The following is a 24,705-nucleotide window of genomic DNA, read 5'->3' as shown; positions in this document are numbered from 1 at the left end:
GGCGTCGTGCCGACCACAGCGGCCACCCGGACGATAGAGAGATCGTCGGGTGATCGACAGGGGACGACGGCCGGGGCGGGCGGTGGCTCGGACGACACGTCCGACGGCGCGGCGCAGGTGGCGCCGCGCCGTCCGGTGGCGACGCGCGGGGCGTCGTCAGCCGTTGACGCGAGCGGCGAGGTCGCGCCCGACCTCGGCCGTCGTGCGTACTCGGTCGCCGCGCTCGACGAGGTCGGCCGCGACCGCGGCCTCCACGCGCTTGCTCTCCTCGGTGAGGCCGAGGTGGTCGAGCAGGAGGGACACCGACAGCACGGTGGCGGTCGGGTCGGCCTTGCCCTGGCCGGCGATGTCCGGCGCGGAGCCGTGCACCGGCTCGAACATGGACGGCGCCGTGCGGTCCGGGTTGATGTTCGCCGACGCGGCGAGGCCGATACCGCCGGTGATCGCGGCGGCCTGGTCGGTGAGGATGTCGCCGAACAGGTTGTCGGTGACGATCACGTCGAAGCGCGACGGGTTCGTCGTGAGGAAGATCGTGGCGGCGTCCACGTGCAGGTAGTCCGTGGTGACGTCCGGGAAGTCGGCGTTGACGGCCTCGACCGTGCGGCGCCACAGGTGGCCGGCGTGCACGAGCACGTTGTGCTTGTGCACCAGCGTGAGGTGCTTGCGCGGGCGGGCCTGGGCGCGGGCGAAGGCGTCGCGGACCACGCGCTCGACGCCGAACGCGGTGTTGACCGACACCTCGGTGGCGATCTCGTGCGGGGTACCGACGCGCAGCGCGCCGCCGTTGCCGACGTACGGGCCCTCGGTGCCCTCGCGCACGACGACGAAGTCGACGTCGCCGGGGTTGGCCAGCGGGCTGGTCACGCCGGGGTACAGCTTGCCCGGGCGCAGGTTCACGTAGTGGTCCAGCGAGAAGCGGAGCTTGAGCAGCAGCCCGCGCTCGAGGACGCCCGACGGGACGCTGGGGTCGCCGATGGCGCCCAGCAGGATCGCGTCGTGGCCCTTGATGGCCTCGAGGTCGGCGTCGGTGAGGGTCTCGCCCGTGGCATGCCAGCGGCGCGCCCCCAGGTCGAACTCGGTGGTGGAGATCTTGACGTCCGAGCCGGCCACGGCCGCCTCGAGGACCGCCAGGCCCTGCTCCACGACTTCCGTGCCGATGCCGTCGCCGGCCACCACTGCCAGGTCGATGCTCCGCGTCATGGGGCCGAGCCTAAGCCCGCGGGGTCATGATGCGGACAGAGATCTCATTCCTCGGACGGACGGGGCCGTGACCTCGCAGGTCACGCGTGGTCAGCGCACGTGCCGGACCTCGGCGAGGTCCAACCGCTCGTCGACGAAGCGGGCGCCGTCGGGGACGAACCCGTGGCGCTCGTAGAACCGACGTGCCCGCGGGTTCTCCTCCACGACCCAGAGCTGGGCGGGCACCCCTGGCGGCACGACGGCGCCCAGCAGCGCCTGACCGATGCCCGTCCCGTGGTGCTCCGCCAGCACGTAGAGGAGCCAGAGCTCGCGGTCGCGCACCGGCGCATGGCCGCCCACCTCCCGCCCCCTGTCGGCAAAGGCGACGCCGACGACCCGCCCGTCGAGCTCCGCCACGACCGCCGTCAGCTCACCGGCGAGCCAGCGCCGCCAGGTCGCGGTGCGCGCCTCGAGCGTGTCGGTCTCCCAGTGCTCCGCGGGGAGCAGGCCGCCGTACGTCTCGACCCACGACGTGTGGTGCACGATCGCGCACCCCGGCGCGTCCTCGGGCGTGGCGGGTCGGATCGTGGCGGGCGGCAGCGGGGCGGGCGGCGGCGCGGCGGGCATCGCGCCATCGTGCCCGATGTCGGCCACCGGACGCACGCTGCCCCGACACCGGGACGCGGGTCAGGCGCGGAAGAGCACCTTGAACCGCTCGCAGACCACCGGCATCGTCGGGTCGAACTCGCGGCCGATCTGCGCCAGCGTGCGCCGCCAGTAGCGCTCGTGGCCCGCGCGCCAGTCGGCGAGGGAGCGGTCGCCCTCACCCTCCGCGGCGGCGTGCTCGGCGGTCACCTCCTCGAACGGGACGGTGTCGACCTGCGTGGTCCTGATGAGGAGGCGCGGCGCGCCCCCGCCGTCGAGCACGATGGACAGGTCACCCTTGCGCGGCAACGGCTCGTCGGCGGCCTCGTACTCCCAGACGGCGGCCGCGGTGCCGGTCTTCACCCCGTCGACCACGAGGGCCAGCAGCTCGTCGGCCAGCTCGGGCGAGTCCCCGAACGACCAGGCCGGCGGCGGCACCACGTTCTCCGAGCGCTCCCCCACCGCGCCGCCGTGGCTGGTGCGGCCGGCGCTCGGGCGCGCGACGTCCCAGAACTGCGTGATCAGGTCGGCCTGCTCGGCGTCCAGCCCGGGGTTCGCGTCGTCGGTCATGCGCGCCATCCTGCCAGGTCACGCCGCCCTCGTCAGGCGCCGCCTGTCAGGATGTCCGGATGTTCACGCGCATCGCCGCCTACGCCGTCGTGGTCGACGACGACCAGATCCTCCTCCCCCACTGGAACGAGGGCGGCGGGTCCGGCTGGACGCTGCCCGGTGGCGGCATCGACCCCGGCGAGCACCCGGAGGCCGCCGCCGTCCGCGAGCTGCGCGAGGAGACCGGCTACGACGTCGTGCTCGACGGCCTGCTCGGCGTCGACAGCATCGTCGTGCCCGCGGAACGCCGGTTCGCGGTGAACGGCACGCCGCCCACGGAACCGCTGCACGGGATCCGGATCGTCTACCGCGCACGCGTCGTCGGCGGCGAGCTGACCGTCGAGGCGGACGGCAGCACCGACGCCGTCGCCTGGCACCGGCTGCCCGACGTCGACGCCCTGGACCGGGTCGACCTGGTGGACGTCGGCCGCCGCATGGCGGGCCTGATCGGCTGAGCAAGCACTCCCTGCGGGTCGCCCCATGCCCCCGGGGGCGGACGCGTACGCTCGGCCGTCGTCATGCCGAGTAGAGCACCGTGAACCGCTCGCACACCACCAGCATCGACGGATCGAACTCGCGCCCGAGGGACTCGAGCGTGCCGCGCCAGGCCCGCTCGTGCTCGGTGCGCCACGCCTCCACGGTGCGGTCGCCTTCGCCCTCGAGGGAGGCGTGCACGGCCGTGACCTCCGCGAACGGCACGATCTCGACCTGCGTGGTCCGGATCAGCGCGCGCGGCTCGCCCTGGCCGTCCAGGACGATCGACAGGTCCCCGGCGGCAGGCACCGGATCGGCGACGTCCTCGAACTCGACGACCAGCGACGCCGCGGCCGTCTTGCGCCCCCCGAGCACCAGGGCGAGCAGCTCGTCGGCGAGCCCGGGCGAGTCCCCGAACGCCCACGCGGACGGTCGCTCGACGTTCTCCGACCGCTCCCCCGCCGCCCCGCCCTGGCTGATGCTCCCGGCGCTCGGGCGGGCGGCGTCCCAGAACTCCGCGATGCGCTCGGCGTGCGCCTCGTCGTGGATCGCCCCGCCCGTCCCGTCCTGCGAGTCGTCGGTCGGGGGCCGGGTCGTGTCGTCGCACATGCCGGACATCCTGCCTGGCGGGCTGGCTACAGCTCGCCCGGCCGGTCCGTGTCCGTGCGCGGCCCGCGGGAGGCCGCGCCGTCCCCGGACGCACGTGCGGCCGCCGGCCGGGGGTCTCCCGGGCGGCGGCCGCGCGCGTCGCTGCTGACGGTGTGGGTCAGCGAGCGGCGCTGCCCTCCGTGTAGTCGGAGTCAGCGGGCTTGATCCACGAGAACATCTTCCGCAGCTCGCGGCCGGTGGTCTCGATCGGGTGCGCCTCGCCCTTGTCGCGCAGCGCGGTGAACTCGGGCGCGCCGGCGTCCTGGTCCGCGATGAAGCGCTCGGCGAAGGCGCCGTTCTGGATGTCCGCGAGAACGGCCTTCATGTTCTCCTTGACGTGCGGGTCGATGACGCGCGGGCCGGAGACGTAGTCGCCGTACTCGGCGGTGTCGGAGACCGACCAGCGCTGCTTGGCGATGCCGCCCTCGACCATGAGGTCGACGATCAGCTTCAGCTCGTGCAGCACCTCGAAGTACGCGACCTCGGGCTGGTAGCCCGCCTCGGTCAGCGTCTCGAAGCCGTACTGGACCAGCTGCGAGGCGCCGCCGCAGAGCACGGCCTGCTCGCCGAACAGGTCGGTCTCGGTCTCCTCGGTGAACGTGGTCTTGATGCCGCCGGCACGCAGGCCGCCGATGCCCTTCGCGTAGGACAGCGCGAGCTCCCAGGCGGAGCCGGACGCGTCCTGCTCGACGGCGACGATGACCGGCACGCCGCGGCCGTCCACGTACTCGCGGCGCACGAGGTGGCCCGGGCCCTTGGGGGCGACCATGAGCACGTCGTGACCCGCCTCGGGCTTGATGTAGCCGAAGCGGATGTTGAAGCCGTGACCGAAGACGAGCGCCGCACCCTCCTTGAGGTTCGGAGCGATCTCGTCGCGGTACACGTGCCGCTGCACCTGGTCCGGCGCGAGGATGACGACGACGTCGGCCTCCTTGACGGCGTCGGCCACGGTCAGCACGCGCAGGCCCTCGTCCTCGGCCTTCTTCGCGGAGCCCGAGCCCTCGCGCAGGCCGACTCGGACGTCGACGCCCGAGTCGCGCAGGTTCAGCGCGTGCGCGTGGCCCTGGCTGCCGTAGCCGATGACGGCGACCTTGCGCTGCTGGATGATGGACAGGTCGGCGTCGTCGTCGTAGAACAGCTCAGCCACGGTGATGCTCCTCGGTTCTCGGTACTGCGGGTCGAAATTCGGGTCGGTACCGGGTCGGTACGTCGTTCGGTACTCGATTCGGTGGTCACCGGCAGGGGTGACGGTACGCGCTCGGCGTCAGGCCGTGCGCACGCGCTCCAGCGCTCGGTCGGTGATGGACCGCGATCCGCGGCCCACCGCGAGGGTGCCGGACTTGACGATCTCGCGGACGCCGTACGGCTCCAGGGCTGCGAGCAGGGCGGACAGCTTGGCGTCGGTGCCGGTCGCCTCGATGACGACGGTGTCGGGCACGACGTCCACGACGTGGGCGCGGAAGAGGTCGACGACCTCGAGCACCCCGGACCGCGTGGCCGCGTCGGCCCGCACCTTGACGAGCAGGAGCTCACGCTGCACGGACGACCCAGGGTCGAGCTCGACGATCTTGATGACGTTGACCAGCTTGTTGAGCTGCTTGGTCACGTGCTCGAGCGGGTGCTCCTCGACGTCGACCACCACGGTGATGCGCGAGATCTCCTCGTGCTCGGTGGGGCCCACGGCCAGGGAGTGGATGTTGAACGCCCGGCGAGCGAAGAGCGCCGAGACGCGGGTGAGGACGCCCGGCTTGTTCTCGACCAGCACGGACAGGGTGTGACGCGACATGGGGTGTGGCTCCGTCTCTGCTCGTCGGCCGGTCAGTCTTCGCGGTCCCACGCGGGCGAGATGCCGCGCGCGTACTGGATGTCGTCGTTCGGCACGCCGGCGGCGACCATCGGCCACACCATGGCGTCGCGCGAGACCTGGAAGTCGATGACCACGGGGCGGTCGTCGATCTCCTGGGCACGCTTGATCGCGGCGTCGATCTCATCCGCGCGCTCGACACGGATGCCCTCGCACCCGTACGCGTCGGCGAGCTTGACGAAGTCGGGGATGCGTCGGGTCCCGTGCCCGGTGTGCAGGTCGGTGTTGGAGTACCGCTCGTCGTAGAAGAGCGTCTGCCACTGCCGCACCATGCCGAGCGAGCTGTTGTTGATCAGCGCCACCTTGATCGGGATGTCGTTGATCGCGCAGGTCGCGAGCTCCTGGTTGGTCATCTGGAAGCAGCCGTCGCCGTCGATCGCCCACACCTCGCGGTCGGGCTCGCCCACCTTGGCGCCCATCGCGGCCGGCACCGCGAAGCCCATCGTGCCCAGGCCCGCGGAGTTCAGCCAGGTGCGCGGACGCTCGTAGCGGATGAACTGCGCCGCCCACATCTGGTGCTGGCCCACGCCCGCGGCGTAGATCGCGTCCGGCCCGGCCAGCTCGCCCAGGCGGGAGATCACGTGCTGCGGCGCCAGGTGCCCGTCGTCCGTGGGCGAGAAGCCGAGCGGGTAGGTCTCGCGCCACGTGTCGAGCTGGTGCCACCACGCCGCCAGGTCAGGCTTGCCCACCTTGGCGTGCTCGGCCTCGAGGGCCGGCACCAGGTCGGCGATGACCTCGCGCAGGTCGCCGACGATGGGCACGTCCACGGGTCGGTTCTTGCCGATCTCGGCGGGGTCGATGTCGGCGTGCACGACGGCGGCCTGCGGCGCGAAGCTCGACAGCCGGCCGGTCACCCGGTCGTCGAAGCGGGCGCCGAGCGCCACCACGAGGTCGGCCTTCTGCAGCGCGGCCACCGCCGGGACCGTGCCGTGCATGCCGGGCATCCCCAGCTGCTGCGGGTGGCTGTCGGGGACCGCGCCGCGGGCGGTCAGCGTCGTGACGACGGCCGCCCCGGACGTGTCGACCAGGCGGCGCAGCGCCGCGGACGCGCCCGCACGGACGACGCCGCCGCCCACGTACAGCACAGGACGGCGAGCCGTGGCGAGGAGCTTCGCGGCCTCGCGGATCTGCTTGGCGTGCGGCTTCGTCACCGGGTGGTAGCCGGGCAGCGAGAGCTCCTGCGGCCAGGAGAAGGTGGTGCTGGCCTGCATCGCGGACTTCGCGATGTCCACCAGCACGGGCCCCGGCCGCCCGGTCGACGCGATGTGGAACGCCTCGGCGATCGTGCGCGGGATCTCCGCCGGGTCGGTGACCAGGTAGGAGTGCTTGGTGATCGGCATGGTGATGCCGACGATGTCGGCCTCCTGGAAGCCGTCGGTGCCGATGAGCGACTCGGCGACCTGGCCGGTGATCGCGACCAGCGGGACGGAGTCCATGTGGGCGTCCGCGAGGGGCGTCACCAGGTTGGTCGCACCCGGCCCCGAGGTCGCCATCGTGACGCCGACCTTGCCCGTCGCGTGCGCGTAGCCCTCGGCCGCGTGGCCGCCGCCCTGCTCGTGCCGCACGAGGATGTGGCGGATCTGCTTCGAGTCCATGAGCGGGTCGTAGAGCGGGAGGATCGCACCGCCCGGGATGCCGAAGACGTCCTCGACGCCGACCGACTCGAGGGAGCGGACGATCGACTCGGCGCCGGTGACCTCCTCACCGGACACGGGTCGGTCGGTGGGGCGCGACGCGGTGCGGGCGGCCACCTGGGCGGGGGTCGGGTTCGGCTGGACCATCGGTCTCTCCTGCCGGTCGGTCTTGCGGGCGAAGGGTCTGGCGAGGGTGTCGCTGCAATGAAAAACCCCCCGGTCCCGGGATGACGGGACTGACGAGGGGTGAGCGCGCTGACGAAGCCTGGTGCGTGGGCCTAGTCGGCGCGCCCGGGAAGAAGTACTACGAGGATCGTCTGCACGGATCGAACGTTACGCCCGCGACTCCGCGATGTCACGTCGTGAGCCCGGTGTCCCACCATGCGGGACACCGGGCTCACGACGTGCAGCGCGACGGCGGGTCAGCTCACGTCGCGCCGCCGGAACACCAGCGCGGCGAGCAGCGTGAGCACGGCCGTGACCGCCAGCAGCGTGAGCCCGCCCTGCGTCGTGGTCACGACGTGGTCCACCGGGAGGCACTCGAAGACGCCGTCGGCGCTGGGCGTGCACCGCTCCGTGCTGAAGACCGAGCCGCCCTGCAGCCATGCCGTGAGCGCCGTCGTCGGCAGCCAGCGCTGCAGCTCCCCGAGGCCGAAGCCGAAGACCAGGGACCCCCACGCGACGACGCCGACGACGCCGACCGCCGCCGCCGCGTGCTTGAACAGCACGCCCAGGGCCACCCCCACCGCGGCGAGCGCCGCGCCGGCCGCGACCAGCCGGCCGGTGAACGCCGCGACCTCCAGCCAGACGGCGCCCGTAAGGCCGCCCAGCGTGCCGAACGAGGCGTACACCGCGTACGAGGCGGCGACCAGGAGCGCGAACCCGACCAGCACCAGCGGGACGGTGCCGAGGGCGGCCGCCGCGGCCTTGGCCCAGTACACCCGTTGCCGCCGCGGCTCGAAGGTGAGCCACATGCCCAGCGACCCGCTGTTGATCTCGGCCGTCACGAAGCTGACGCCGACGACCAGCGCGACGAGGACCAGCAGGACGGCCACGTCGTCGAGGGAGGCCAGCCCCGCCCACCCGTTCCACACGGAGCCGCGGATCTCCTCCACCGCTGCGGCCGTCGCGTCGTCGTCCGCGTCGACCTCCTCCGCGCCGAACATCAGCTCCTGCTGGGTCGCGTCGGGGACGAAGGTCTGCGTGGGCGGCAGGTAGTACTCCAGGCGGGGCGCCATCTGGTCGCAGCCCCACTCCTCGGGGGTGCGCCCCTCGGCCTCCGCGTCGGCCTCGCAGCTGGCGACCTGCTGCTCGCCGTCCGTCTCCCAGGCCTCCTGGTCGGCCGCGAACATCTCCTGGGCGTTCGCGACCTCCTGGGCGCTCGGCGGCGGCGCCGACAGGTACACCGCCAGGCCGCTGATCGCCGCCAGCGCCAGCACCCCGACGCACGCCCAGCGGGTGATCTGACGCGCCCACAGCCGGCGCAGCTCGACGCGGAGCAGGCGGCTCATGCCTCCCCCTCCGAGATCGGTGCCTGCGCCGCCGCGTGCGCGGGCTCCGGCGGCGGCCCGCCCCGCTTGGTGCGCCCGCCCTTGTGGGTGTGACCACCCGGGGTCTCGTGTGCGGTGAGGCCGAGGAAGACGGACTCCAGGTCGGCCTGGAGCGGGGTGAGCTCATGCACCCACACCCCACGCTCGCCGAGCGCGCGGTTGACCTGGGCGGCGTCGGCCGCGCCGTCGACGACGAGCGCGTCGTGCTCGCGGCGCACGAGCAGCCCGCCCGTCTCGAGCACGCTGGTGGCGATGGTGAGGTCGGGGGCGGCGACCCGCAGGCGCACCGAGCGCGCGGCGGAACCGGCGCCCACGAGGTCCGCCACCCGCCCCGCCGCGACAAGGCGCCCGCGGGCCACGATCGACACCGTGTCCGCGATCTGCTCCACCTCGGCGAGGATGTGGCTGGAGACGAGGACAGTCTTGCCCTGGTCGGCCAGACCGCGCATGGTCTGCCGGATCTCGCGGATGCCTGCGGGGTCGAGGCCGTTGGTGGGCTCGTCGAAGATCAGCAGGTCGGGGTCCTTGAGCAGGGTCGCGGCGATCGCGAGCCGCTGCTTCATCCCGAGCGAGTACCCCTTGTACCGGTCCTTGGAGCGCCCGGTGAGCCCGACCTCGTCGATGACGGCGTCCACGCGGCCCGTCGGCGCACCGATCGCGTCGGCGAGCAGCCGCAGGTTCCGCCGCGCGCTGAACGCGGGGAAGAACTTGGGGCTCTCCACGATCGCGCCCACCCGACCCACCACCTCCGGCAGCCGCCGGGGCACCTCGTGCCCGAAGATCGTGGCCGTGCCGCGGTCGGGCCGGACCAGGCCGAGCAGCATCCGGATCGTCGTCGTCTTGCCGGAGCCGTTGGGGCCGAGGAAGCCGTGCACCCCGCCCACCGGTACCTGCAGGTCGAGGCCCTCCACCCCGACCGACCTTCCCCGCGCGCTGCGGTACGTCTTGCGCAGCCCTCGCGTCTCGATCGCGAGGTCTCCGCCGCCTGGCACGCTCACCGCCACCTCCTCGTGGCCGCGGCGTCACCGGGGCCGGGTCTCGCCCCGGTCGCTCCGGCGCGCGCCCCGGAGCATAGCGGCAGGCCAGGCGGCATGGTGCAGGCGCACCGGGGACGACCAGCGAGGACCCAGGTCTCACCCGCGGGCCGGGTCGATCACCCGCCCCACGCCTCCGCGCGTCCCGGGACGACCGCGATGTCCACCTCGTTGCCCTCGGGATCCGCCACGGTGCGCCAGAAGGGCGCCTCGGCGTCCCGCACCACGGTGCCGCCCGCCGCGATCGCGGCCGCCACGCGGGCGTCGGCGACGTCGGCGGGGACCATGACGTCCACGTGGATCCGGTTGCGCTGCTCGCGCGGGGCGTCGAGCGGCTGGAGGAACACCGACGGGCCGCGCAGCAGCGGGTCGTACAGGTCCGTCGCCCCGCGCGTGGCGTACCCGAGTGCCGCCGCCCAGAACCGCCGCACCGCGTCGACGTCGAGCGCGTCGAACGTGAGCTGCACGTCGCGAAGCACCGCCGGGTCGGCGCGCAGCCCGAGGTCGCGGGCCGCGGACTGCACCCGCCTCGCCACCCCGAGCCGGGCGGCGTCGATCCAGCCGTCCTCGGGCGGCCCGACGCGCAGGGTCGCGCCCGAGTACCGCAGGTCGGCGAACAGGGGCACGCCCGCCTCCTCCGCGGCGCGGGCCGCCCGCGCGACCAGCTCGACGCCCGCGTCGAAGCCGCCCGTCGCGTAGTAGGCGCTGGCGCCCTGCAGCACCCGCCAGTCGTCCGCGCCGCCCGCCGCCCGGAACTCCTCGGGGGTGAGCAGGCCGTCGGCCAGGTCCTCGTCGAAACCCTCCCAGGCCACGACGTCGGCCTCGTTCCCCTCGTGGTCCGCGAGGGTCCACCAGTGCGGCACGAACTCCTCGGTCGTGACGCGGCCGCCGGCCGCGAGCGCCGCGTCGACGCGCGCCTGCCGCACGTCGTGGGGCACGAAGACGTCCAGGTGCAGGCGGTTGCGCAGCGGGCGCGGCTCGTCCATCCCCTGGAACCAGATGCCGGGCCACCGCCCGTGGGGGTCCACGAGGTCCTCGTCCTCGCGCCGGTGGCCGAGCACCGCGCCCCAGAACGGCATGACCCGCTCGCGGTCCGCGGCGTCGATCGTCAGCTCCACCTCCTGCACCCCCGCGGGGTCGGCGGCGAGCCCGAGGTCGGCCGCGGCGGCGGAGATCTCGCGGGCCAGGGCGACGTCACGACGGCAGAGGCCGTCGACGTCGTGCGACGACACGCGCACGACGACGCCGTCCGGGCGCAGGTCGACGTCCGGGTGGTGGTCCGCACCGTCGGCGAGCACGCGGACGCGCTCGAGGAGCACCGCGCCCTCGCCCGGCGCGCGGGTGCGGAACAGGGCGCTCGCCCCCAGGGAGAGGGCGCGCCAGTCGTCAGTACCAGGGGCGGCCTCGAACCCGGCCGCGGTGATCTCGTCGGACATGGCCCTCCCTCGTCCGTCGCCGGTGGCGTCGTGCTCGCCGCCCGAGGCGGTCAGTGCCGCTGCTCCTCCGCAGGGAGCTCCAGCTCACGGGCGGCGTCGCTGATCCGCCGGGCCAGGTCCACGTCGCGCGTCGTCAGCCCGCCGGCGTCGTGAGACGAGGTGCGGACCGTCACCGTGGAGTAGCGCAGGTCCACGTCGGGGTGGTGGTTCACCGCGTCCGCGATCTCGGCGATCGCGTCCACGAACCGTGCCCCGGCCGCGAACGACCCGGTGCGGAACACTGCCCAGGCGGAGCCGTCGTCGGCGTGCCAGTCGGCGACGCCGTTGGCGTGGGCGAACTGTCGCGAGGTGATCGAGTCGGTCATGCGCCCAGCATCGCCCGCCACGGCGCGCCTCGCCCGCCGGCGCTTCAGCCGGCGACCGGCGCCGGGTCCGGGTCGTCGTCGAACGCCGGGAGGCCGTCGATGCTCGTGCGGTTCTTGCGCCGCCGGTAGTCGGCCTGGCCCTCGGGTCCCTTGCGGTCCATGAACTGCGGCAGCAGGTCGCGCTCGCCCACGTAGTCGAGCAGCGGCACCCCGTAGCCGCAGGAGTCCGACACCCGGTCGACGTCCACCACGATCACCGCGCGGGCGCCCCGCCGCTCCGGAAACCGCTCCGCCCACGCCGCGAACTCGTCGTCGTACAGGGTCACGACGCGCCCCCGACCGTGCAGGCGGACGATGTTCGGCGGCCCGTCGAAGGCGCAGAACATCAGGGTGATCCGGCCGTTCTCGCGCAGGTGCGCGATGGTCTCCGCGCCGGACGCCGTGATGTCCAGGTAGGCGACGGTGTGCTCGTCGACCACCACGAACGACCCGTCGACGCCCTTCGGGGACAGGTTGACCCGCCCGTCGCCCGCCAGCGGGGCGGTCGCGACGAAGAAGACGTGCTGCGACTCGATGAAGGTCCGGAGGCGGCCGTCGACGGCCGGGTGCACTGTACCCATCCGGGCATCCTGCCCGGCGGCCGCCGGCACGGTCGACGGTGTTCGGCGCGTGGTCCGGTGCTCAGCCGAGCACGGCGCCTCGCGACGCCGAGCCCACGAGCTTCGTGTACTTGGCCAGCACCCCGCGCGTGTAGCCGTGGGACAGCGGGGCCCAGCCGTCGCGGCGGGCGTCGAGCTCGGCGTCGTCGACCAGCAGGTCGAGCGTCTTGCGGGCGACGTCGAGCCGGATGCGGTCGCCGTCGCGCACGAAAGCGATCGGCCCGGCGTCGACGGCCTCGGGCGCGATGTGCCCGACGCACAGCCCGGTGGTGCCCCCGGAGAACCGCCCGTCGGTGATGAGCAGCACGTCCTTGCCGAGCCCGGCCCCCTTGATCGCGCCGGTGATGGCGAGCATCTCCCGCATGCCCGGGCCGCCCTTGGGGCCCTCGTAGCGGATCACGACGACGTCGCCCGCGGTGATCGTGCCGTCCTCGAGCGCGTCGAGGGCGCCGCGCTCGCGCTCGAACACGCGGGCGGTGCCCTCGAAGACGTCGGAGTCGAACCCGGCCGACTTCACCACGGCGCCCTCGGGGGCGAGCGACCCGTGCAGGATCGTGATGCCGCCCGTCGGGTGGATCGGCCGGTCCAGGGCGCGCAGGATCTTCCCGTCGGGGTCGGGCGGGTCGATCTCCGCGAGGTTCTCGGCCACCGTGCGGCCGGTGACGGTGGGGCAGTCGCCGTGCAGCAGGCCCGCGTCGAGCAGCGCCTTCATCACCACCGGCACTCCGCCGATGCGGTCGACGTCGTTCATCACGTACCGGCCGAACGGCTTGAGGTCGCCGAGGTGCGGCACGCGGTCGGCCACGCGCGAGAAGTCGTCGAGCGTGAGCTCCACCTCCGCCTCGTGCGCGATGGCGAGCAGGTGCAGCACCGCGTTGGTGGATCCGCCGAACGCCATCACCACCGCGATGGCGTTCTCGAACGCCTCCTTGGTCATGATCTGCCGCGCCGTGATGCCTCGCCGCAGCAGCTCGACGACGGCCTCGCCCGAGGCGTGCGCGAACCCGTCGCGGCGGCGGTCGGCCGACGGCGGCGCCGCCGAGCCGGGCAGGGACATGCCCATGGCCTCGGCCACCGACGCCATCGTGTTCGCGGTGTACATCCCGCCGCAGGCGCCCTCGCCCGGGCAGATCGCCCGCTCGATGCGGTCGAGGTCCTCGGTGCTCATGAGCCCGCGGGCGCACGCCCCGACCGCCTCGAACGCGTCGATGAGCGTGACGTCCCGCTCGGTGCCGTCCGACAGCTTCACCCAGCCGGGCATGATCGAGCCGGCGTAGAGGAACACGCTCGCCAGGTCGAGCCGCGCGGCCGCCATGAGCATCCCCGGCAGCGACTTGTCGCACCCGGCGAGAAGCACGGAGCCGTCCAGGCGCTCCGCCTGCATCACCGTCTCGACCGAGTCCGCGATGACGTCGCGGCTCACCAGCGAGAAGTGCATCCCCTCGTGCCCCATCGAGATGCCGTCGGACACGGAGATCGTGCCGAACTCGAGCGGATAGCCCCCGCCGGCGTGCACCCCGCCCTTGACCGCGTCCGCGAGCCGGTCGAGCGAGAGGTTGCACGGCGTGATCTCGTTCCACGAGCTCGCGACGCCGATCTGCGGCTTCACCCAGTCGTCGTCGGTCATGCCGACGGCGCGCAGCATGCCGCGCGACGCGGTCGCCTCCATGCCGTCGGTGACCTGGCGGGAGCGGGGCTTGAGGTCCGGGGTGGCTGCGGCGTCGGCGCTCATGGACCCGAGCCTAGGCACGACCGGCGCCGGTGGCTCCCCGACGCGCGCGGTCCGACCACCCTGCTCAGGCCCGGGCGACGACCTCGCGCACGTACGCCGCCGCGGGCGCGGCAAGCGCGCCCTGCAGCGCGGCGAACCGCGCGACCCCCGCGGTCCCCGGCCAGGCCGCGGGCAGCACGTCCGGCGGCAGCCCCGGGTCGAGGTACGGCAGCGGGCGCCAGTCGTCGACGGCGCGCACCCAGCGGGCGAACGCGTCGCCTGACCCGACGCCCGACCCGACGCCGTCCGGGTCGGCGTGCGCCGCCAGGAAGTCCCGGTGCATCGCCGCGAGGCGCGGGAGGTCCCACCAGCGGGCGACGGCGTCCGCGAGCGACCCGGCCACGCGGGGCGTCCCCGCCACGAACACCGTCGCGACGTCGCGCAGGCCCAGCCCCTCGAGGATGTCCTCGACCTCATCGGCCAGGTGTCCCGGGCAGATCCACAGCCCGTCCGCGACGGTGCCGCAGCCGATGCCGGCCAGGTGCCGCCGCAGCTGGTGGCGCGCGTCGCGCCGCGCCTCGGGGATCGAGAACGACACGAGGCACCAGGGGTCGTCGGCGGCCTGCTGCCGGTAGGCGAAGATGCGCCGGTCGCCGCGCTCGAGCATGGCCGCCGCGCCCGGCGCGAGGCGGTACCCCGCCCGGCCGCCGGACTCCTCGCCGTCGAGCAGGCCCCTCCCCTTGGCCCGGGACACCGCCGACCGCGCGGCCCCGGGCGCGACGCCGGCCGCGCCGAGCAGCGCGACCAGGTCCGCAGCGGCCACCCAGCCGCCGAGGTCGCGGGCGTACAGCCCGACGACGGTCCGCAGCAGCGAGGTGGCGCTGCCCGGGCGGGCGTCCAGGTCGTCGAGAATCACGGCCGGGCCCCGCGCACCCCGGCCTCCCCGGTGACCTCGACCAGCGCGTCGCGCACCGCCTCGACGCCGACCCGCACCTCGCCGAAGGACGTCGACAGCGGCGAGAGGCCGAGCCGGAGGCCGTTCGGGCGACGGAAGTCGGGGATGACGCCGCGGGACCACAGCAGCGGCAGTGTGTCGGCGAACGCGTCGTGGTCGACCGTCACGTGGCTGCCCCGCCGCTCGTCGTCGCGCGGCGACGCGACCCGGACCCCGAGCGGCACCAGCAGGTCGTCCACCAGCTCGAGCGCGAACCGGGTGAGCGCCACCGACTTCGCCCGGACGACGTCGAGGCCGGCGTCGGCGAGGAGGTCGAGCGTGTCCTGCATGGCGAGCATGCCCACGATCGCCGGCGTGCCGGACAGGAACCTCCGCACCCCCGCGTGCGGGGCGTACGCGGGCCCCATCTCGAACGGCTCGGCGCTGCCCATCCAGCCCTGGATCGGCTGGACCAGCTCGTCCTGGAGGTCCGCGCGCACGTACCCGAAGGCCGGCGAGCCCGGCCCGCCGTTGAGGTACTTGTACGTGCACCCGGCAGCGAGGTCCGCGCCCCATGCGTCGAGCGCGACCGGTACCGCGCCCGCGGAGTGGCACAGGTCCCACAGCACCAAGGCGCCGGAGGCGTGGGCGCGGCGCGTGATCTCGGCGGCGTCGCTCACGTAGCCGGAGCGGTAGGCGACGTGGCTGAGCACGACGAGCGCGGTGCGATCGGTGAGCACGGCGGAGACCTGCTCGGGCGTCACGCCGCCGTCACGGTCGGGGGCGATCCAGCGCAGCGTGGCGCCGTGCTCGCGCGCCACCCCCTCCAGCACGAAACGGTCGGTCGGGAAGTTGCCGGAGTCGAGGACGATCTCGTCGCGCCCCGCCACCCGCGGCGACGACAGCGCGGCCCGCACGAGCTTGTACAGGATCACGGTCGTCGAGTCGCCGACGAACGTCTGGCCGGGCGCCGCCCCGACCGCGACGGCGCCGATCCGGTCGCCGACGCGCAGCGGCAGGTCGTACCACTCCTCGTCCCAGCCCCGGATCAACCGGGCGCCCCACACGTCGGGCGCGAACCGGGCGAGGCGCTCGGCCGACGCGTGGGTGGGGCGGCCGAGCGAGTTGCCGTCCAGGTAGGCGGTCACCTCGTCCGAGGCGACGAACGCCGCCCGGAACCGGGCCAGCGGGTCGGCGGCGTCGAGCGCGGCGGCGCGGTCGACGGCGGTGTTCTCGGTCATGCGGCTCCTCCGGGTGCGGCGGCAGGCGGGACGAATGCGGGGTCCCGCAGGTCGGCGAGGTCGAGCACGGTGGCACGGGCGAGCCAGGCGGCGTGGACGGCGCCGTCGTCGGCCCGCGCGGGGGCCGGACCCGGCACGAACGACACCAGGCCGGCCGGCGGGTCGTCGCCCACCAGCGCCGTGAGCAGCGATCGCCGGCCGAGCCCGGCGGCCGCGAGGGCGGCGAGCTCGCGGGCGTTCAGGCCCACCGGCAACGGGCCGTTGCCCAGGTCGGTGCCGTAGCGGACCCGGCCGCCCGCCACGGCGAAGCGGCCCAGGTTGTCGAGCGCGACGGCGTGCTCGGGCGTCGGGGTGCCCCAGCCGTGGATGTCGAGCGTGCTGAGCCACGTCATCGGCCGTCGCGTCGCCCCGCGGGCGGCCATGGCCGCGAGCAGCTCGTCGGGCAGGCGCTCGCTGAACGGGGCGTGCGCCAGGCGGTCGACGCCCGCCTCGAACGCTCGCGCCACCTGACCCGGCCCCTCGGCGTGCGCGACGACGTCGCACCCGCGCGCGTGCGCCCGGCCGACGACGGCGGCCAGGGTGGCGTCGTCGGGCACCGGCCCCGCCGTGCCGTGCAGGGCGACCTTCACGAACGACGCCCCCGCGGCGACCTGCCGGTCCACGGCCGCGGCCGCGGCGTCCGGGTCGGCGACCTCCTCGACCGCGCCTGCGGGTGCCCACGCCCGGTCGGACGGGTACCCGCCCGGCGCGGTGAGGAAGGCGCCCGCGTACAGGACGCGCGGGAGGGCGGGGTCGTCCGCCCACGCGGCGGCGGCCCCGGAGACCCAGCCGAGGTCGTGGACGGCCGCCACGCCGTGGGCACGCAGCGGCGCCGGGTCCACGAGACCCAGGTGCACGTGGGCGTCGGTGAACGGCGGCAGCAGGGTCCCGCACTCCCCCAGCCGGCGCCGCACCTCCGGCGGGACGTCGGCGGGGAGGGCGACCGGGGCGACGCCCGGGGGCACGACCAGCGGGCCGGTCACGACCGCGCGCCAGGCCCGGCGGTGGCGCCGATCTCCGTGCGCACGGCGAACAGCTCCGGGAAGAACGTCAGGTCGAGGGCCCGCTGGAGGAAGCCGACACCGCTGGACCCACCGGTGCCGCGCTTGGTGCCGATGATGCGCAGCACGGTCTTCATGTGGCGGAAGCGCCAGAGCTGGAAGTTGTCCTCGAGGTCGACCAGCTCCTCGCACGTCTCGTAGGCGGACCAGTGGCCCGACGGATCGGCGTAGATGCGGCGGAACACCTCGACCAGGTCGTCGTCGAGCGTGTGCGCGGTCGTGACGTCGCGGTCGAGCACCCGCTGCGGCACGTCGTGGCCGTGCCGGGCGAGGTAGCGCAGGAACTCGTCGTACACGCTCGGCTCGGCGAGCAGCCGCGCGAGCTCGGCGCGGGCCTCGGGCTCGGCGTCGAAGACGGCCAGCATGCGGGCGTTCTTGTTGCCGAGCAGGAACTCGACCGCCCGGTACTGCCACGACTGGAACCCGGACGCGTTCCCGAGGAACCCGCGGAACTGGGCGTACTCGCTGGGCGTGAGCGTGGCGAGCACCGACCACTGCTCGGTGAGCGTGCGCTGCACGTGTTTGACGCGCGCGATGCGCTTGAGCGCCGCCCCCAGCTCGTCCGCGGCGAGCAGGTCACGCGCGGAGACGAGCTCGTGCAGCACCAGCTTGAGCCACAGCTCCGTCGTCTGGTGCTGCACGATGAACAGCATCTCGTCGTGGTGCACCGGCGTGCTGATCGGCTCCTGGGCCGCCAGCAGCGTGTCCAGGTGCAGGTAGGAGCCGTACGTCATCCGCTCCCGCAGGTCGGTGACGATCTCCGGCTCGAGCTCGCGCTCGTTGGGCGAGTCGGCGCGCGCGGCGGCGGGCCCGGGCTGGTCGACCATGCCCGGAGCATATGTCACGAACGTGACGCCCGCCCAGATCCCGCAACACGGGTCCGGACGGGCGCCACGGTGACACTCCGGTCAGCGGCGCGCGATGAGCGACACGTCGCGCACGGCGCCGCGGTCGGCGGAGGTCGCCATCGCCGCGTACGCCTGCAGCGCCGGGGAGACGTACCGGTCGCGGTTCTCGGGCTGCCACGGGTTCTCCCGGGCCTCCATCTTGGCGCGACGCTCGGCGAGCACCTCGTCCGCGACGTTGAGCCGGATGAGCCGGGTGTCGACGTCGATCTCGATCTCGTCGCCGTCCTCGACCAGGCCGATGACGCCGCCCGCGGCCGCCTCGGGCGACACGTGGCCGACCGAGATGCCGCTCGACCCGCCGGAGAACCGGCCGTCGGTGATGAGCGCGCACACCTTGCCCAGGCCTCGGCCCTTGATGAACGACGTCGGGTAGAGCATCTCCTGCATGCCCGGGCCGCCGGCGGGGCCCTCGTAGCGCACGACCACGACGTGCCCCGGCTGCACCTGCTTGGTGAGGATCTTCTCGACGGCGTCCTCCTGCGACTCGCAGACCAGGGCCTTGCCGACGAAGTGGAAGACGTCCGGGTCGACGCCCGCCGTCTTGAACACGGCGCCGTCCTCGGCGAGGTTGCCGCGGAGCACGGCCAGGCCGCCCTCCACCGTGTACGCGTGCTCGAGGTCGCGGATGCAGCCCTCGGCGGCGTCGGTGTCGAGGCTCTCCCAGACGTTGGACGTCGAGAAGGCCTGGGTGGTGCGCACCCCGCCGGGGGCGGCGAGGAACAGCTCCTTCGCCCTGTCGGTGGCCTTGCCGCCGCGGACGTCCCAGTCGTCGAGCCACGCGCGCAGCGTGGGCGTGTGCACGGAGGTGACGTCGTGGTCGAGCAGGCCGGCGCGGTCCAGCTCGCCCAGCAGGGCGGGGATGCCACCGGCCCGGTGCACGTCCTCCATGTGGAAGTTCGGGTGGTTCGGCGCGACCTTGCTCAGGCACGGCACGCGGCGGCTGATCTGCTCGATGTCGGTGAGGTCGAAGTCGACCTCGCCCTCCTGGGCGCCCGCGAGGATGTGCAGCACCGTGTTGGTGGAACCGCCCATCGCCACGTCGAGGGCCATCGCGTTGGAGAACGCCGCCTTGGTCGCGATCGACCGGGGCGCCGCCGAGTCGTCCTCGTCGTCGTAGTAGCGCTTGGCCAGGTCGACGATGGTGCGCCCCGCCTCGAGGAAGAGCTCCTTGCGGGCGGAGTGCGTGGCCAGCGTGGAGCCGTTGCCGGGCAGCGACAGGCCGAGCGCCTCGGTGAGGCAGTTCATCGAGTTCGCCGTGAACATCCCGGAGCACGACCCGCACGTGGGGCAGGCGTTCTCCTCGACCTGGGCGAGCGCGTCGTCGGACACGTTGTCGTCGGCCGAGTAGTTGATCGCGTTGACGAGGTTGAGAGGAGTCTTCGCGACGCCGTCCGCGACGATCGCCTTGCCGGCCTCCATCGGGCCCCCGGACACGAAGATCACGGGGATGTTGAGGCGCAGCGCGGCGTTGAGCATGCCGGGCGTGATCTTGTCGCAGTTGGAGATGCACACGAGGGCGTCGGCGCAGTGCGCGTTGACCATGTACTCGACCGAGTCGGCGATGAGGTCGCGGCTGGGCAGCGAGTAGAGCATGCCGCCGTGGCCCATCGCGATGCCGTCGTCCACCGCGATGGTGTTGAACTCCTTCGCGACGCCGCCGGCCTCCTGGATCGCGGACGCGACGAGGTCGCCCATGTCCTTGAGGTGCACGTGCCCGGGGACGAACTGCGTGTACGAGTTCGCGATCGCGATGATCGGTTTGCCGAAGTCGCCCGCTCCCATCCCGGTGGCGCGCCACAGCGCGCGGGCACCGGCCATGTTGCGGCCGTGGGTGGACGTCCGAGAGCGCAGGGGACGGCTCATGTCAGCTCCTTCGACGAGTTCTGCCGCGCCGTCGCGGACGACGCGCACGGGCACGCTACGCCCGCCGTCCCGGATCGCGGGCACCCGTCCGCCCAGTGGTCGATTTGCCCGACGAAACGATCCGAAGGTCACGGACAGGTTGCGATCCCCGAGCAACCAGGGGCATGTTGTCCACGGTTCAACCAGTTTTGCGGACAAACCGGATCAACCGGAGGTCCACGGCGAACCGCATCACCAGCAGCGACCCGCCTCCGGGCAGCGCCGCCACGGAGTCACCGACCTCAGCACCACGCAGCGCACCACGATCAGGGAGCACACTCATGACCGCGACCGCCGCAGGCAGCACGATCGGCACGACCCCCACCGACCGCACCCGGACCGACGACGACGCGACGGGCGTCGTGACCCTGCCGGCCGCGCGCCGCGCGCTGGCGCTGTGTCGCATCCTCCTCGCAGGGGTGTTCCTGTGGCCCGTGGCCGACAAGACCTTCGGCCTCGGCTACGCCACCCCCGCCGAGCGCGCATGGGTGGAGGGCAGCTCCCCCACAGCCGGCTACCTGGGCTCGATCGAGAGCCCGCTCGCCGGCGGCTTCGCCACGCTGAGCGGCCCCGCCGTCGACTGGCTGTTCATGCTGGGGATGCTCGGCACGGGCCTGGCCCTGCTGCTCGGTATCGGGCTGCGCGTCGCGGCCGTGGCCGGCGGCATCCTCATGCTGAGCCTGTGGCTCTCGACCTGGCCCTTCGCGGCGGGCTCGCAGAACCCCGTCGTCGACCAGCACCTCGTGTTCACGGCGCTCCTGGCCGCCCTCGCGCTCACCCGCGCCGGCGACACCTGGGGCCTCGGCCGCGCCTGGGCCGCCTCGCCCGTGCCCGGCAGCGCCACCTGGCTGCGCTGACCGGGGCGCTGGGGCAGCACCCGCGGCGCCGGCGCGCTCAGGCGCCGGCGCTGTGGGTGTGCTCCATCTCGTCGGCGCGCCGGATGTGCCGCGTGACCCACGGGGCGAGCAGCAGCAGGAGCCCCGCGAACACCAGCGCCACGACGCCGATCCCCCCGAAGTAGGCGGTGTCCGAGACGCCCTCGGTCGCCTCGATCGTCTGCGCCGTGATCGCCTGCCCGGCGGCCGACGACAGGAACCACAGCGCCATCGCCTGCCCACGGAACGCCCGCGGGGCCAGCAGCGTCGTCGCCGCGATGCCCACCGGCGAGAGGCACAGCTCGCCGAGCGTCTGGATGACGTAGACGACCCCGAGCACCCACGGCGGGGCGAGCTCCTCGGCGAAGACCTCGGACATCCCCGCGAGGAACAGGAACGACAGGGCGGCCAGGGTCAGCCCCATGACGAACTTGTACGCGGTGGGCGGGCGGTCCCCCGTCCTGGTCCAGATCCACGCGAACACCGGCGCCAGGACGATGATCGTCGCCGGGTTGATCGACTGGAAGAACGCCGGCGACAGCTCGATGCCGAACAGCTGGAGCTCGGTCCGGTCCGCGGCGAACTGCGTGAGCGTGGTCGCCGCCTGCTCGAAGATCATCCAGAACAGCATCGCCGAGACGAACAGCGGCACGTAGGCCAGCACGCGGGGCCGCTCGGCGTCGGTCACCCGCTTCGAGCGGTACATCACGGTCAGCAGCACGACCGGGGTCGCCAGGGCCAGGTACGACACCGCGTCGATGAAGGTCTCGACCGCCCAGCCTCCGGCGAGGACGACGGCGAGCGCCGTCGCCAGGGCGATCGCCCCGAGGACGATGAGGCCGAGGCGGACGACGGCCGGCCGGTCCTGCGGCCGGATCGGGTTGGGGACGTCCGTGCCGGCGTCGCCCAGGTACCGGTAGCCGGCGACGAAGAAGACCAGCGCGATCGCCATGCCGACGGCCGCGACCGAGAATCCCGCGTGGTAGCCCCACATGCGCTGGACGAAGCCGACGATGAAGGGCGAGAAGAACGACCCCAGGTTGATCCCCATGTAGAAGATCGAGAACGCCGGGTCGCGGCGCGGGTCGTCGCGGGAGTAGAGCTCGCCGACCATCGAGGAGACGTTCGGCTTGAGCAGGCCGGTGCCGAACGCGACCATGCCGATGCCGAGCATCGAGAAGGCGTAGGTGGGCACCGTGAGCGCCACGTGCCCGGCGGCGATGATGATCCCGCCGTACAGCACCGAGCGCCGCGCCCCGATCACCCGGTCGGCGAGCCAGCCGCCCACGACCGACAGCAGGTAGACCGACGTGCCGTAGATGGAGACGAACGCGGCGCCCGTCGTCTCGTCCATCCCGAGCCCACCGTTGGCGACGGTGTCCGTCAGGTACAGCAGCAGGATCGCCCGCATGCCGTAGTAGCTGAACCGCTCCCAGGCCTCCGTCGTGGCGAGCGTCATCAGCCCGCGCGGGTGGCCGAAGAAGGCGCGGTCCCCCTCGTGCTCCGGGTGCGGCGCCGACGCTGCCGCCTGATCGGTCATGGACACGACTGTGACACCGGGGTCGGGGATCTGCGACCGGTGGTGGTGGCTTCCACCCGCCACGTCCGTCCTCGGCCGGGGCCGGAACGGGAACGTACGGTGGTCGGATGTCGACGACCGTGATCTGGTTCCGGCGCGACCTGCGCCTCGCCGACAACCCTGCTCTCGTGGCTGCCGTGGAGGCGGCCCGCTCCGACGGCGGCGAGGTCGTGGGGCTCTACGTCCTGGACGACGCCCTGTGGTCCGCGGCGGGAGCCAACCGCCTGGCCTACCTGACCGCCTCGCTCCGCGCCCTCGACGCCGCCTGCGACGGCCGGCTGGTGGTGCGCCGCGGCGACCCGCGCGACGCGGTGCCCGCCGTCGCCCGGACCGTGGGGGCCGGCGAGGTGCACGTGGCCGCGAGCCACGAGCCGTACGGCCGGCGCCGGGACGACGCCGCGGAGGCCGCCCTTGCCTCGACCGGTGCGCGCCTGGTCCGCACCGGTTCCGCGTACGCCGTCTCCCCGGGCCGGCTGCGCACCGGCGCGGGCACGCCCTACCAGGTGTTCACGCCGTTCCGCGGCGCGTGGCTGGAGCACGGCTGGCGGGCGCCGGCGCCGCGGCCGCGCGAGATCCCCTGGGCGTCGCTGCGCACGGACGACCTGCCCGACGCCGCGCCGACGGCGGAGCGCCTGCCCCGTGCCGGCGAGGACGCCGCGCGGCGCCGGTGGCACGCGTTCCTGCGCGACGGCCTCGCGGGCTACGGGACGAACCGGGACCGGCCGGACCTCGCGGGCACCTCGGCGATGTCCGCGCACCTGCGCTGGGGCGAGGTCCACCCGCGGACGCTGCTGGCCGACCTCGGCCGGGCGCAGGCCGGCGGGGCGCCCGAGGCCGACGTCGCGACGTACCGCTCCGAGCTCGCCTGGCGCGAGTTCCACGCCGACGTCCTGCACCACCGCCCGGACGCCCGGTCCCGCTCGCTGCGGGCCGTGGTGCCCGACGACTCCTGGGCCACCGGCGCGACCGGCGACACCGCCTTCGAGACCTGGGCCGCGGGCCGCACCGGCTACCCGCTCGTCGACGCCGGGATGCGCCAGCTCCTCGCCACCGGGTGGATGCACAACCGGGTCCGGATGGTCGTCGCGTCGTTCCTCGTCAAGGACCTGCACGTGCGCTGGCAGCGCGGGGCCGCGCACTTCATGGCGCACCTGGTGGACGGCGACGTGTCGCAGAACCAGCTGAACTGGCAGTGGGTGGCGGGCACGGGTCACGACGCGGCCCCCTACTTCCGGGTCTTCAACCCGGTGACCCAGGGGAAGAAGTTCGACCCGGACGGCGACTACGTGCGCCGCTGGGTGCCCGAGCTGCGGGACGTCGCCGGCCGCGCCGTGCACGAGCCGTGGAAGCTGCCCTCGCCGCCGGAGGGCTACCCGGCCCGGGCCGTCGACCACGCGCACGAGCGGCGCGTCACGCTCGACGACTTCGAGCGTGCGCGCCGCTGAGGCGCCGCCGGAGCGCCCGGGCCGTCAGCGGCGGTCGAGCTTCACCTGCCGGTTGACGTCCTTGTAGAGCAGGTAGCGGAACGGCTTCGGGCCGCCGGCGTAGCAGGCCTGCGGGCAGAAGGCGCGGAGCCACATGAAGTCGCCCTCCTGCACCTCGACCCAGTCGCCGTTGAGGCGGTAGACGGCCTTGCCCTCGAGCACGTACAGGCCGTGCTCCATGATGTGCGTCTCGGCGAACGGGATCGAGCCGCCGGGCTGGAACGTCACGATGTTGACGTGCATGTCGTGGGCGAGGTCGTCCGGGTCGACGAAGCGCGTGGTGGCCCAGGCACCGTCGGTGTCGGGCATCGGTCGCGGCGCGACGTCCTGCTCGCGGGTGACGAAGGTCTTCGCCTCGTAGCCGTCGATGCGCTCGTAGACCTTGCGGACCCACTGGAAGGCGGCCTTGGCGTCCGAGCGGTTGTGCAGCGACCACTGGTCGCCTGCGGCGAGGTACGCGTAGCCGCCGGGCTCGAGCACGTGCTCCGCGCCGCCCACCGTGAGCACCAGCGTGCCCTCGGTGACGAAGACGACCGACTGCACGGTCGCCTCGACCTCGCCGCGGTCGGCGCCCCCGCCCGGGGAGACCTCCACGACGTACTGCGCGAAGGTGGTGGCGAAGCCCTCGACCGGCCGTGCGAGCACCCACAGCCGGGTCTTGGACCAGCCGGGCAGGTTCGACGTGACGATGTCGCGCAGCACGCCCCGCGGGATGACCGTGTACGCCTCGGTGACGATCGCACGGTCGGTGAGGAGCTCCTCCTGGCCGGGCAGCCCGCCCTGCGGGGTGTAGTAGCGGGTGGTCTGGGTCATGGATCTCGCTCCTCGCTCGACGGTGACGCGATCAGTTCTTCCATAGTTTGGAATACTGTTT

Annotated in this window: 23 protein-coding genes; 3 read left to right on the top strand and 20 right to left on the bottom strand. The window is 73.6% G+C overall.

The features are described 5' to 3' along the window. Nucleotides 1-156 precede the first annotated feature (156 nt). The 3 genes from B5Y66_RS11120 to B5Y66_RS11110 form a co-directional block, all read right to left on the bottom strand. Nucleotides 157-1,200: a 3-isopropylmalate dehydrogenase gene (locus B5Y66_RS11120; RefSeq protein ID WP_079574580.1), complete on the bottom strand. Its 1,044-nt coding sequence runs from the start codon at nt 1,198-1,200 to the stop codon at nt 157-159. 90 nt (nt 1,201-1,290) lie between these two features. Next, entirely contained in the window at nt 1,291-1,806 is a 516-nt protein-coding gene (locus B5Y66_RS11115; RefSeq protein ID WP_079574579.1) for a GNAT family N-acetyltransferase, read from the bottom strand. 60 nt (nt 1,807-1,866) lie between these two features. Continuing rightward, nucleotides 1,867-2,394: an ASCH domain-containing protein gene (locus tag B5Y66_RS11110; protein ID WP_139820850.1), complete on the bottom strand. Its 528-nt coding sequence runs from the start codon at nt 2,392-2,394 to the stop codon at nt 1,867-1,869. Between the two features lie 59 nt (nt 2,395-2,453). Here B5Y66_RS11110 and B5Y66_RS11105 point away from each other — a divergent pair, with 59 nt between their 5' ends. Further along, entirely contained in the window at nt 2,454-2,888 is a 435-nt protein-coding gene (locus B5Y66_RS11105; protein WP_079574577.1) for an NUDIX hydrolase, read from the top strand. Between the two features lie 61 nt (nt 2,889-2,949). Here B5Y66_RS11105 and B5Y66_RS11100 read toward each other — a convergent pair whose 3' ends face one another. The 15 genes from B5Y66_RS11100 to ilvD (B5Y66_RS11030) form a co-directional block, all read right to left on the bottom strand. Then, complete coding sequence (locus B5Y66_RS11100; RefSeq protein ID WP_079574576.1) at nt 2,950-3,516, bottom strand: ASCH domain-containing protein; 567 nt, start codon at nt 3,514-3,516, stop codon at nt 2,950-2,952. Between the two features lie 157 nt (nt 3,517-3,673). After that, a complete protein-coding gene (gene ilvC, locus B5Y66_RS11095) occupies nt 3,674-4,702 on the bottom strand; it encodes a ketol-acid reductoisomerase (protein WP_079574575.1) in 1,029 nt (342 codons plus the stop codon). Between the two features lie 117 nt (nt 4,703-4,819). Beyond that, nucleotides 4,820-5,341 carry an acetolactate synthase small subunit gene (gene ilvN, locus B5Y66_RS11090; RefSeq protein WP_079574574.1) on the bottom strand — a complete coding sequence of 174 codons (522 nt, stop codon included), beginning with the start codon at nt 5,339-5,341 and terminating at the stop codon, nt 4,820-4,822. A gap of 32 nt (nt 5,342-5,373) precedes the next feature. After that, on the bottom strand, nt 5,374-7,200 hold the full coding sequence (locus B5Y66_RS11085; RefSeq protein ID WP_079574573.1) for an acetolactate synthase large subunit: 1,827 nt from the start codon (nt 7,198-7,200) through the stop codon (nt 5,374-5,376). 275 nt (nt 7,201-7,475) lie between these two features. Continuing rightward, nucleotides 7,476-8,564, bottom strand: coding sequence for an ABC transporter permease subunit (locus B5Y66_RS11080; RefSeq protein WP_079574572.1), 1,089 nt, complete (start codon nt 8,562-8,564; stop codon nt 7,476-7,478). Next, nucleotides 8,561-9,601: an ABC transporter ATP-binding protein gene (locus B5Y66_RS11075; protein WP_079574992.1), complete on the bottom strand. Its 1,041-nt coding sequence runs from the start codon at nt 9,599-9,601 to the stop codon at nt 8,561-8,563. The genes B5Y66_RS11080 and B5Y66_RS11075 overlap by 4 nt, the downstream gene beginning before the upstream one ends. 155 nt (nt 9,602-9,756) lie before the next feature. Further along, on the bottom strand, nt 9,757-11,073 hold the full coding sequence (locus B5Y66_RS11070) for a VOC family protein (protein WP_079574571.1): 1,317 nt from the start codon (nt 11,071-11,073) through the stop codon (nt 9,757-9,759). Between the two features lie 50 nt (nt 11,074-11,123). Continuing rightward, the gene (locus B5Y66_RS11065) at nt 11,124-11,438 is read right to left on the bottom strand and encodes a 4a-hydroxytetrahydrobiopterin dehydratase (protein ID WP_079574570.1); all 315 of its coding nucleotides are present in this window, start codon (nt 11,436-11,438) and stop codon (nt 11,124-11,126) included. Nucleotides 11,439-11,482: 44 nt separating this feature from the next. Beyond that, nucleotides 11,483-12,058 (bottom strand): pyridoxamine 5'-phosphate oxidase family protein, encoded by a 576-nt coding sequence (locus B5Y66_RS11060; RefSeq protein WP_079574569.1) that lies wholly within the window; start codon nt 12,056-12,058, stop codon nt 11,483-11,485. Between the two features lie 61 nt (nt 12,059-12,119). Beyond that, complete coding sequence (ilvD, locus tag B5Y66_RS11055) at nt 12,120-13,829, bottom strand: dihydroxy-acid dehydratase (RefSeq protein ID WP_079574568.1); 1,710 nt, start codon at nt 13,827-13,829, stop codon at nt 12,120-12,122. A gap of 64 nt (nt 13,830-13,893) precedes the next feature. Continuing rightward, nucleotides 13,894-14,724, bottom strand: a complete 831-nt coding sequence (locus B5Y66_RS11050; RefSeq protein WP_079574567.1) for a PaaX family transcriptional regulator — start codon at nt 14,722-14,724, stop codon at nt 13,894-13,896. Further along, on the bottom strand, nt 14,721-15,983 hold the full coding sequence (locus B5Y66_RS11045; RefSeq protein WP_079574566.1) for a kynureninase: 1,263 nt from the start codon (nt 15,981-15,983) through the stop codon (nt 14,721-14,723). The genes B5Y66_RS11050 and B5Y66_RS11045 overlap by 4 nt, the downstream gene beginning before the upstream one ends. Next, complete coding sequence (locus B5Y66_RS11040; protein ID WP_176168849.1) at nt 15,980-17,005, bottom strand: amidohydrolase family protein; 1,026 nt, start codon at nt 17,003-17,005, stop codon at nt 15,980-15,982. Before B5Y66_RS11040 ends, B5Y66_RS11045 begins: the two co-directional genes overlap by 4 nt. Beyond that, nucleotides 17,002-17,910: a tryptophan 2,3-dioxygenase gene (locus tag B5Y66_RS11035; protein ID WP_079574565.1), complete on the bottom strand. Its 909-nt coding sequence runs from the start codon at nt 17,908-17,910 to the stop codon at nt 17,002-17,004. Before B5Y66_RS11035 ends, B5Y66_RS11040 begins: the two co-directional genes overlap by 4 nt. A gap of 81 nt (nt 17,911-17,991) precedes the next feature. Continuing rightward, a complete protein-coding gene (gene ilvD, locus B5Y66_RS11030; RefSeq protein ID WP_079574564.1) occupies nt 17,992-19,854 on the bottom strand; it encodes a dihydroxy-acid dehydratase in 1,863 nt (620 codons plus the stop codon). A 320-nt stretch (nt 19,855-20,174) separates the two neighbouring features. Between ilvD (B5Y66_RS11030) and B5Y66_RS11025 the strand changes: the two genes are divergently transcribed. After that, nucleotides 20,175-20,750, top strand: coding sequence for a DoxX family membrane protein (locus B5Y66_RS11025; RefSeq protein WP_139820849.1), 576 nt, complete (start codon nt 20,175-20,177; stop codon nt 20,748-20,750). Nucleotides 20,751-20,787: 37 nt separating this feature from the next. Here the strand turns inward: B5Y66_RS11025 and B5Y66_RS11020 are convergent, their stop codons facing one another. Further along, nucleotides 20,788-22,308: a peptide MFS transporter gene (locus tag B5Y66_RS11020; protein WP_079574563.1), complete on the bottom strand. Its 1,521-nt coding sequence runs from the start codon at nt 22,306-22,308 to the stop codon at nt 20,788-20,790. A gap of 107 nt (nt 22,309-22,415) precedes the next feature. Between B5Y66_RS11020 and B5Y66_RS11015 the strand changes: the two genes are divergently transcribed. Further along, nucleotides 22,416-23,792 carry a cryptochrome/photolyase family protein gene (locus B5Y66_RS11015; RefSeq protein WP_079574562.1) on the top strand — a complete coding sequence of 459 codons (1,377 nt, stop codon included), beginning with the start codon at nt 22,416-22,418 and terminating at the stop codon, nt 23,790-23,792. A 24-nt stretch (nt 23,793-23,816) separates the two neighbouring features. Here the strand turns inward: B5Y66_RS11015 and B5Y66_RS11010 are convergent, their stop codons facing one another. Further along, a complete protein-coding gene (locus tag B5Y66_RS11010; protein ID WP_079574561.1) occupies nt 23,817-24,644 on the bottom strand; it encodes a bifunctional allantoicase/(S)-ureidoglycine aminohydrolase in 828 nt (275 codons plus the stop codon). Between the last annotated feature and the right edge of the window lie 61 nt (nt 24,645-24,705).

Origin of the sequence: Krasilnikoviella flava (assembly GCF_900167525.1) — a bacterium.
Lineage (GTDB): Bacteria > Actinomycetota > Actinomycetes > Actinomycetales > Cellulomonadaceae > Isoptericola > Isoptericola flavus.
The sequence above is the reverse complement of the archived record's forward strand: the minus strand, read 5'-3'. Positions and strand labels throughout refer to the sequence as shown.

Excerpts from the sequence above, each read along its gene's own strand:
- B5Y66_RS11120 (WP_079574580.1), bottom strand. The coding sequence starts at position 1,200 with ATGACGCGGAGCATCGACCTGGCAGTGGTGGCCGGCGACGGCATCGGC.
- B5Y66_RS11115 (WP_079574579.1), bottom strand. The coding sequence starts at position 1,806 with ATGCCCGCCGCGCCGCCGCCCGCCCCGCTGCCGCCCGCCACGATCCGA.
- B5Y66_RS11110 (WP_139820850.1), bottom strand. The coding sequence starts at position 2,394 with ATGACCGACGACGCGAACCCCGGGCTGGACGCCGAGCAGGCCGACCTG.
- B5Y66_RS11105 (WP_079574577.1), top strand. The coding sequence starts at position 2,454 with ATGTTCACGCGCATCGCCGCCTACGCCGTCGTGGTCGACGACGACCAG.
- B5Y66_RS11100 (WP_079574576.1), bottom strand. The coding sequence starts at position 3,516 with ATGTGCGACGACACGACCCGGCCCCCGACCGACGACTCGCAGGACGGG.
- ilvN (WP_079574574.1), bottom strand. The coding sequence starts at position 5,341 with ATGTCGCGTCACACCCTGTCCGTGCTGGTCGAGAACAAGCCGGGCGTC.
- B5Y66_RS11085 (WP_079574573.1), bottom strand. The coding sequence starts at position 7,200 with ATGGTCCAGCCGAACCCGACCCCCGCCCAGGTGGCCGCCCGCACCGCG.
- B5Y66_RS11080 (WP_079574572.1), bottom strand. The coding sequence starts at position 8,564 with ATGAGCCGCCTGCTCCGCGTCGAGCTGCGCCGGCTGTGGGCGCGTCAG.
- B5Y66_RS11070 (WP_079574571.1), bottom strand. The coding sequence starts at position 11,073 with ATGTCCGACGAGATCACCGCGGCCGGGTTCGAGGCCGCCCCTGGTACT.
- B5Y66_RS11065 (WP_079574570.1), bottom strand. The coding sequence starts at position 11,438 with ATGACCGACTCGATCACCTCGCGACAGTTCGCCCACGCCAACGGCGTC.
- B5Y66_RS11060 (WP_079574569.1), bottom strand. The coding sequence starts at position 12,058 with ATGGGTACAGTGCACCCGGCCGTCGACGGCCGCCTCCGGACCTTCATC.
- ilvD (WP_079574568.1), bottom strand. The coding sequence starts at position 13,829 with ATGAGCGCCGACGCCGCAGCCACCCCGGACCTCAAGCCCCGCTCCCGC.
- B5Y66_RS11045 (WP_079574566.1), bottom strand. The coding sequence starts at position 15,983 with ATGACCGAGAACACCGCCGTCGACCGCGCCGCCGCGCTCGACGCCGCC.
- B5Y66_RS11035 (WP_079574565.1), bottom strand. The coding sequence starts at position 17,910 with ATGGTCGACCAGCCCGGGCCCGCCGCCGCGCGCGCCGACTCGCCCAAC.
- ilvD (WP_079574564.1), bottom strand. The coding sequence starts at position 19,854 with ATGAGCCGTCCCCTGCGCTCTCGGACGTCCACCCACGGCCGCAACATG.
- B5Y66_RS11025 (WP_139820849.1), top strand. The coding sequence starts at position 20,175 with ATGACCGCGACCGCCGCAGGCAGCACGATCGGCACGACCCCCACCGAC.
- B5Y66_RS11020 (WP_079574563.1), bottom strand. The coding sequence starts at position 22,308 with ATGACCGATCAGGCGGCAGCGTCGGCGCCGCACCCGGAGCACGAGGGG.
- B5Y66_RS11015 (WP_079574562.1), top strand. The coding sequence starts at position 22,416 with ATGTCGACGACCGTGATCTGGTTCCGGCGCGACCTGCGCCTCGCCGAC.
- B5Y66_RS11010 (WP_079574561.1), bottom strand. The coding sequence starts at position 24,644 with ATGACCCAGACCACCCGCTACTACACCCCGCAGGGCGGGCTGCCCGGC.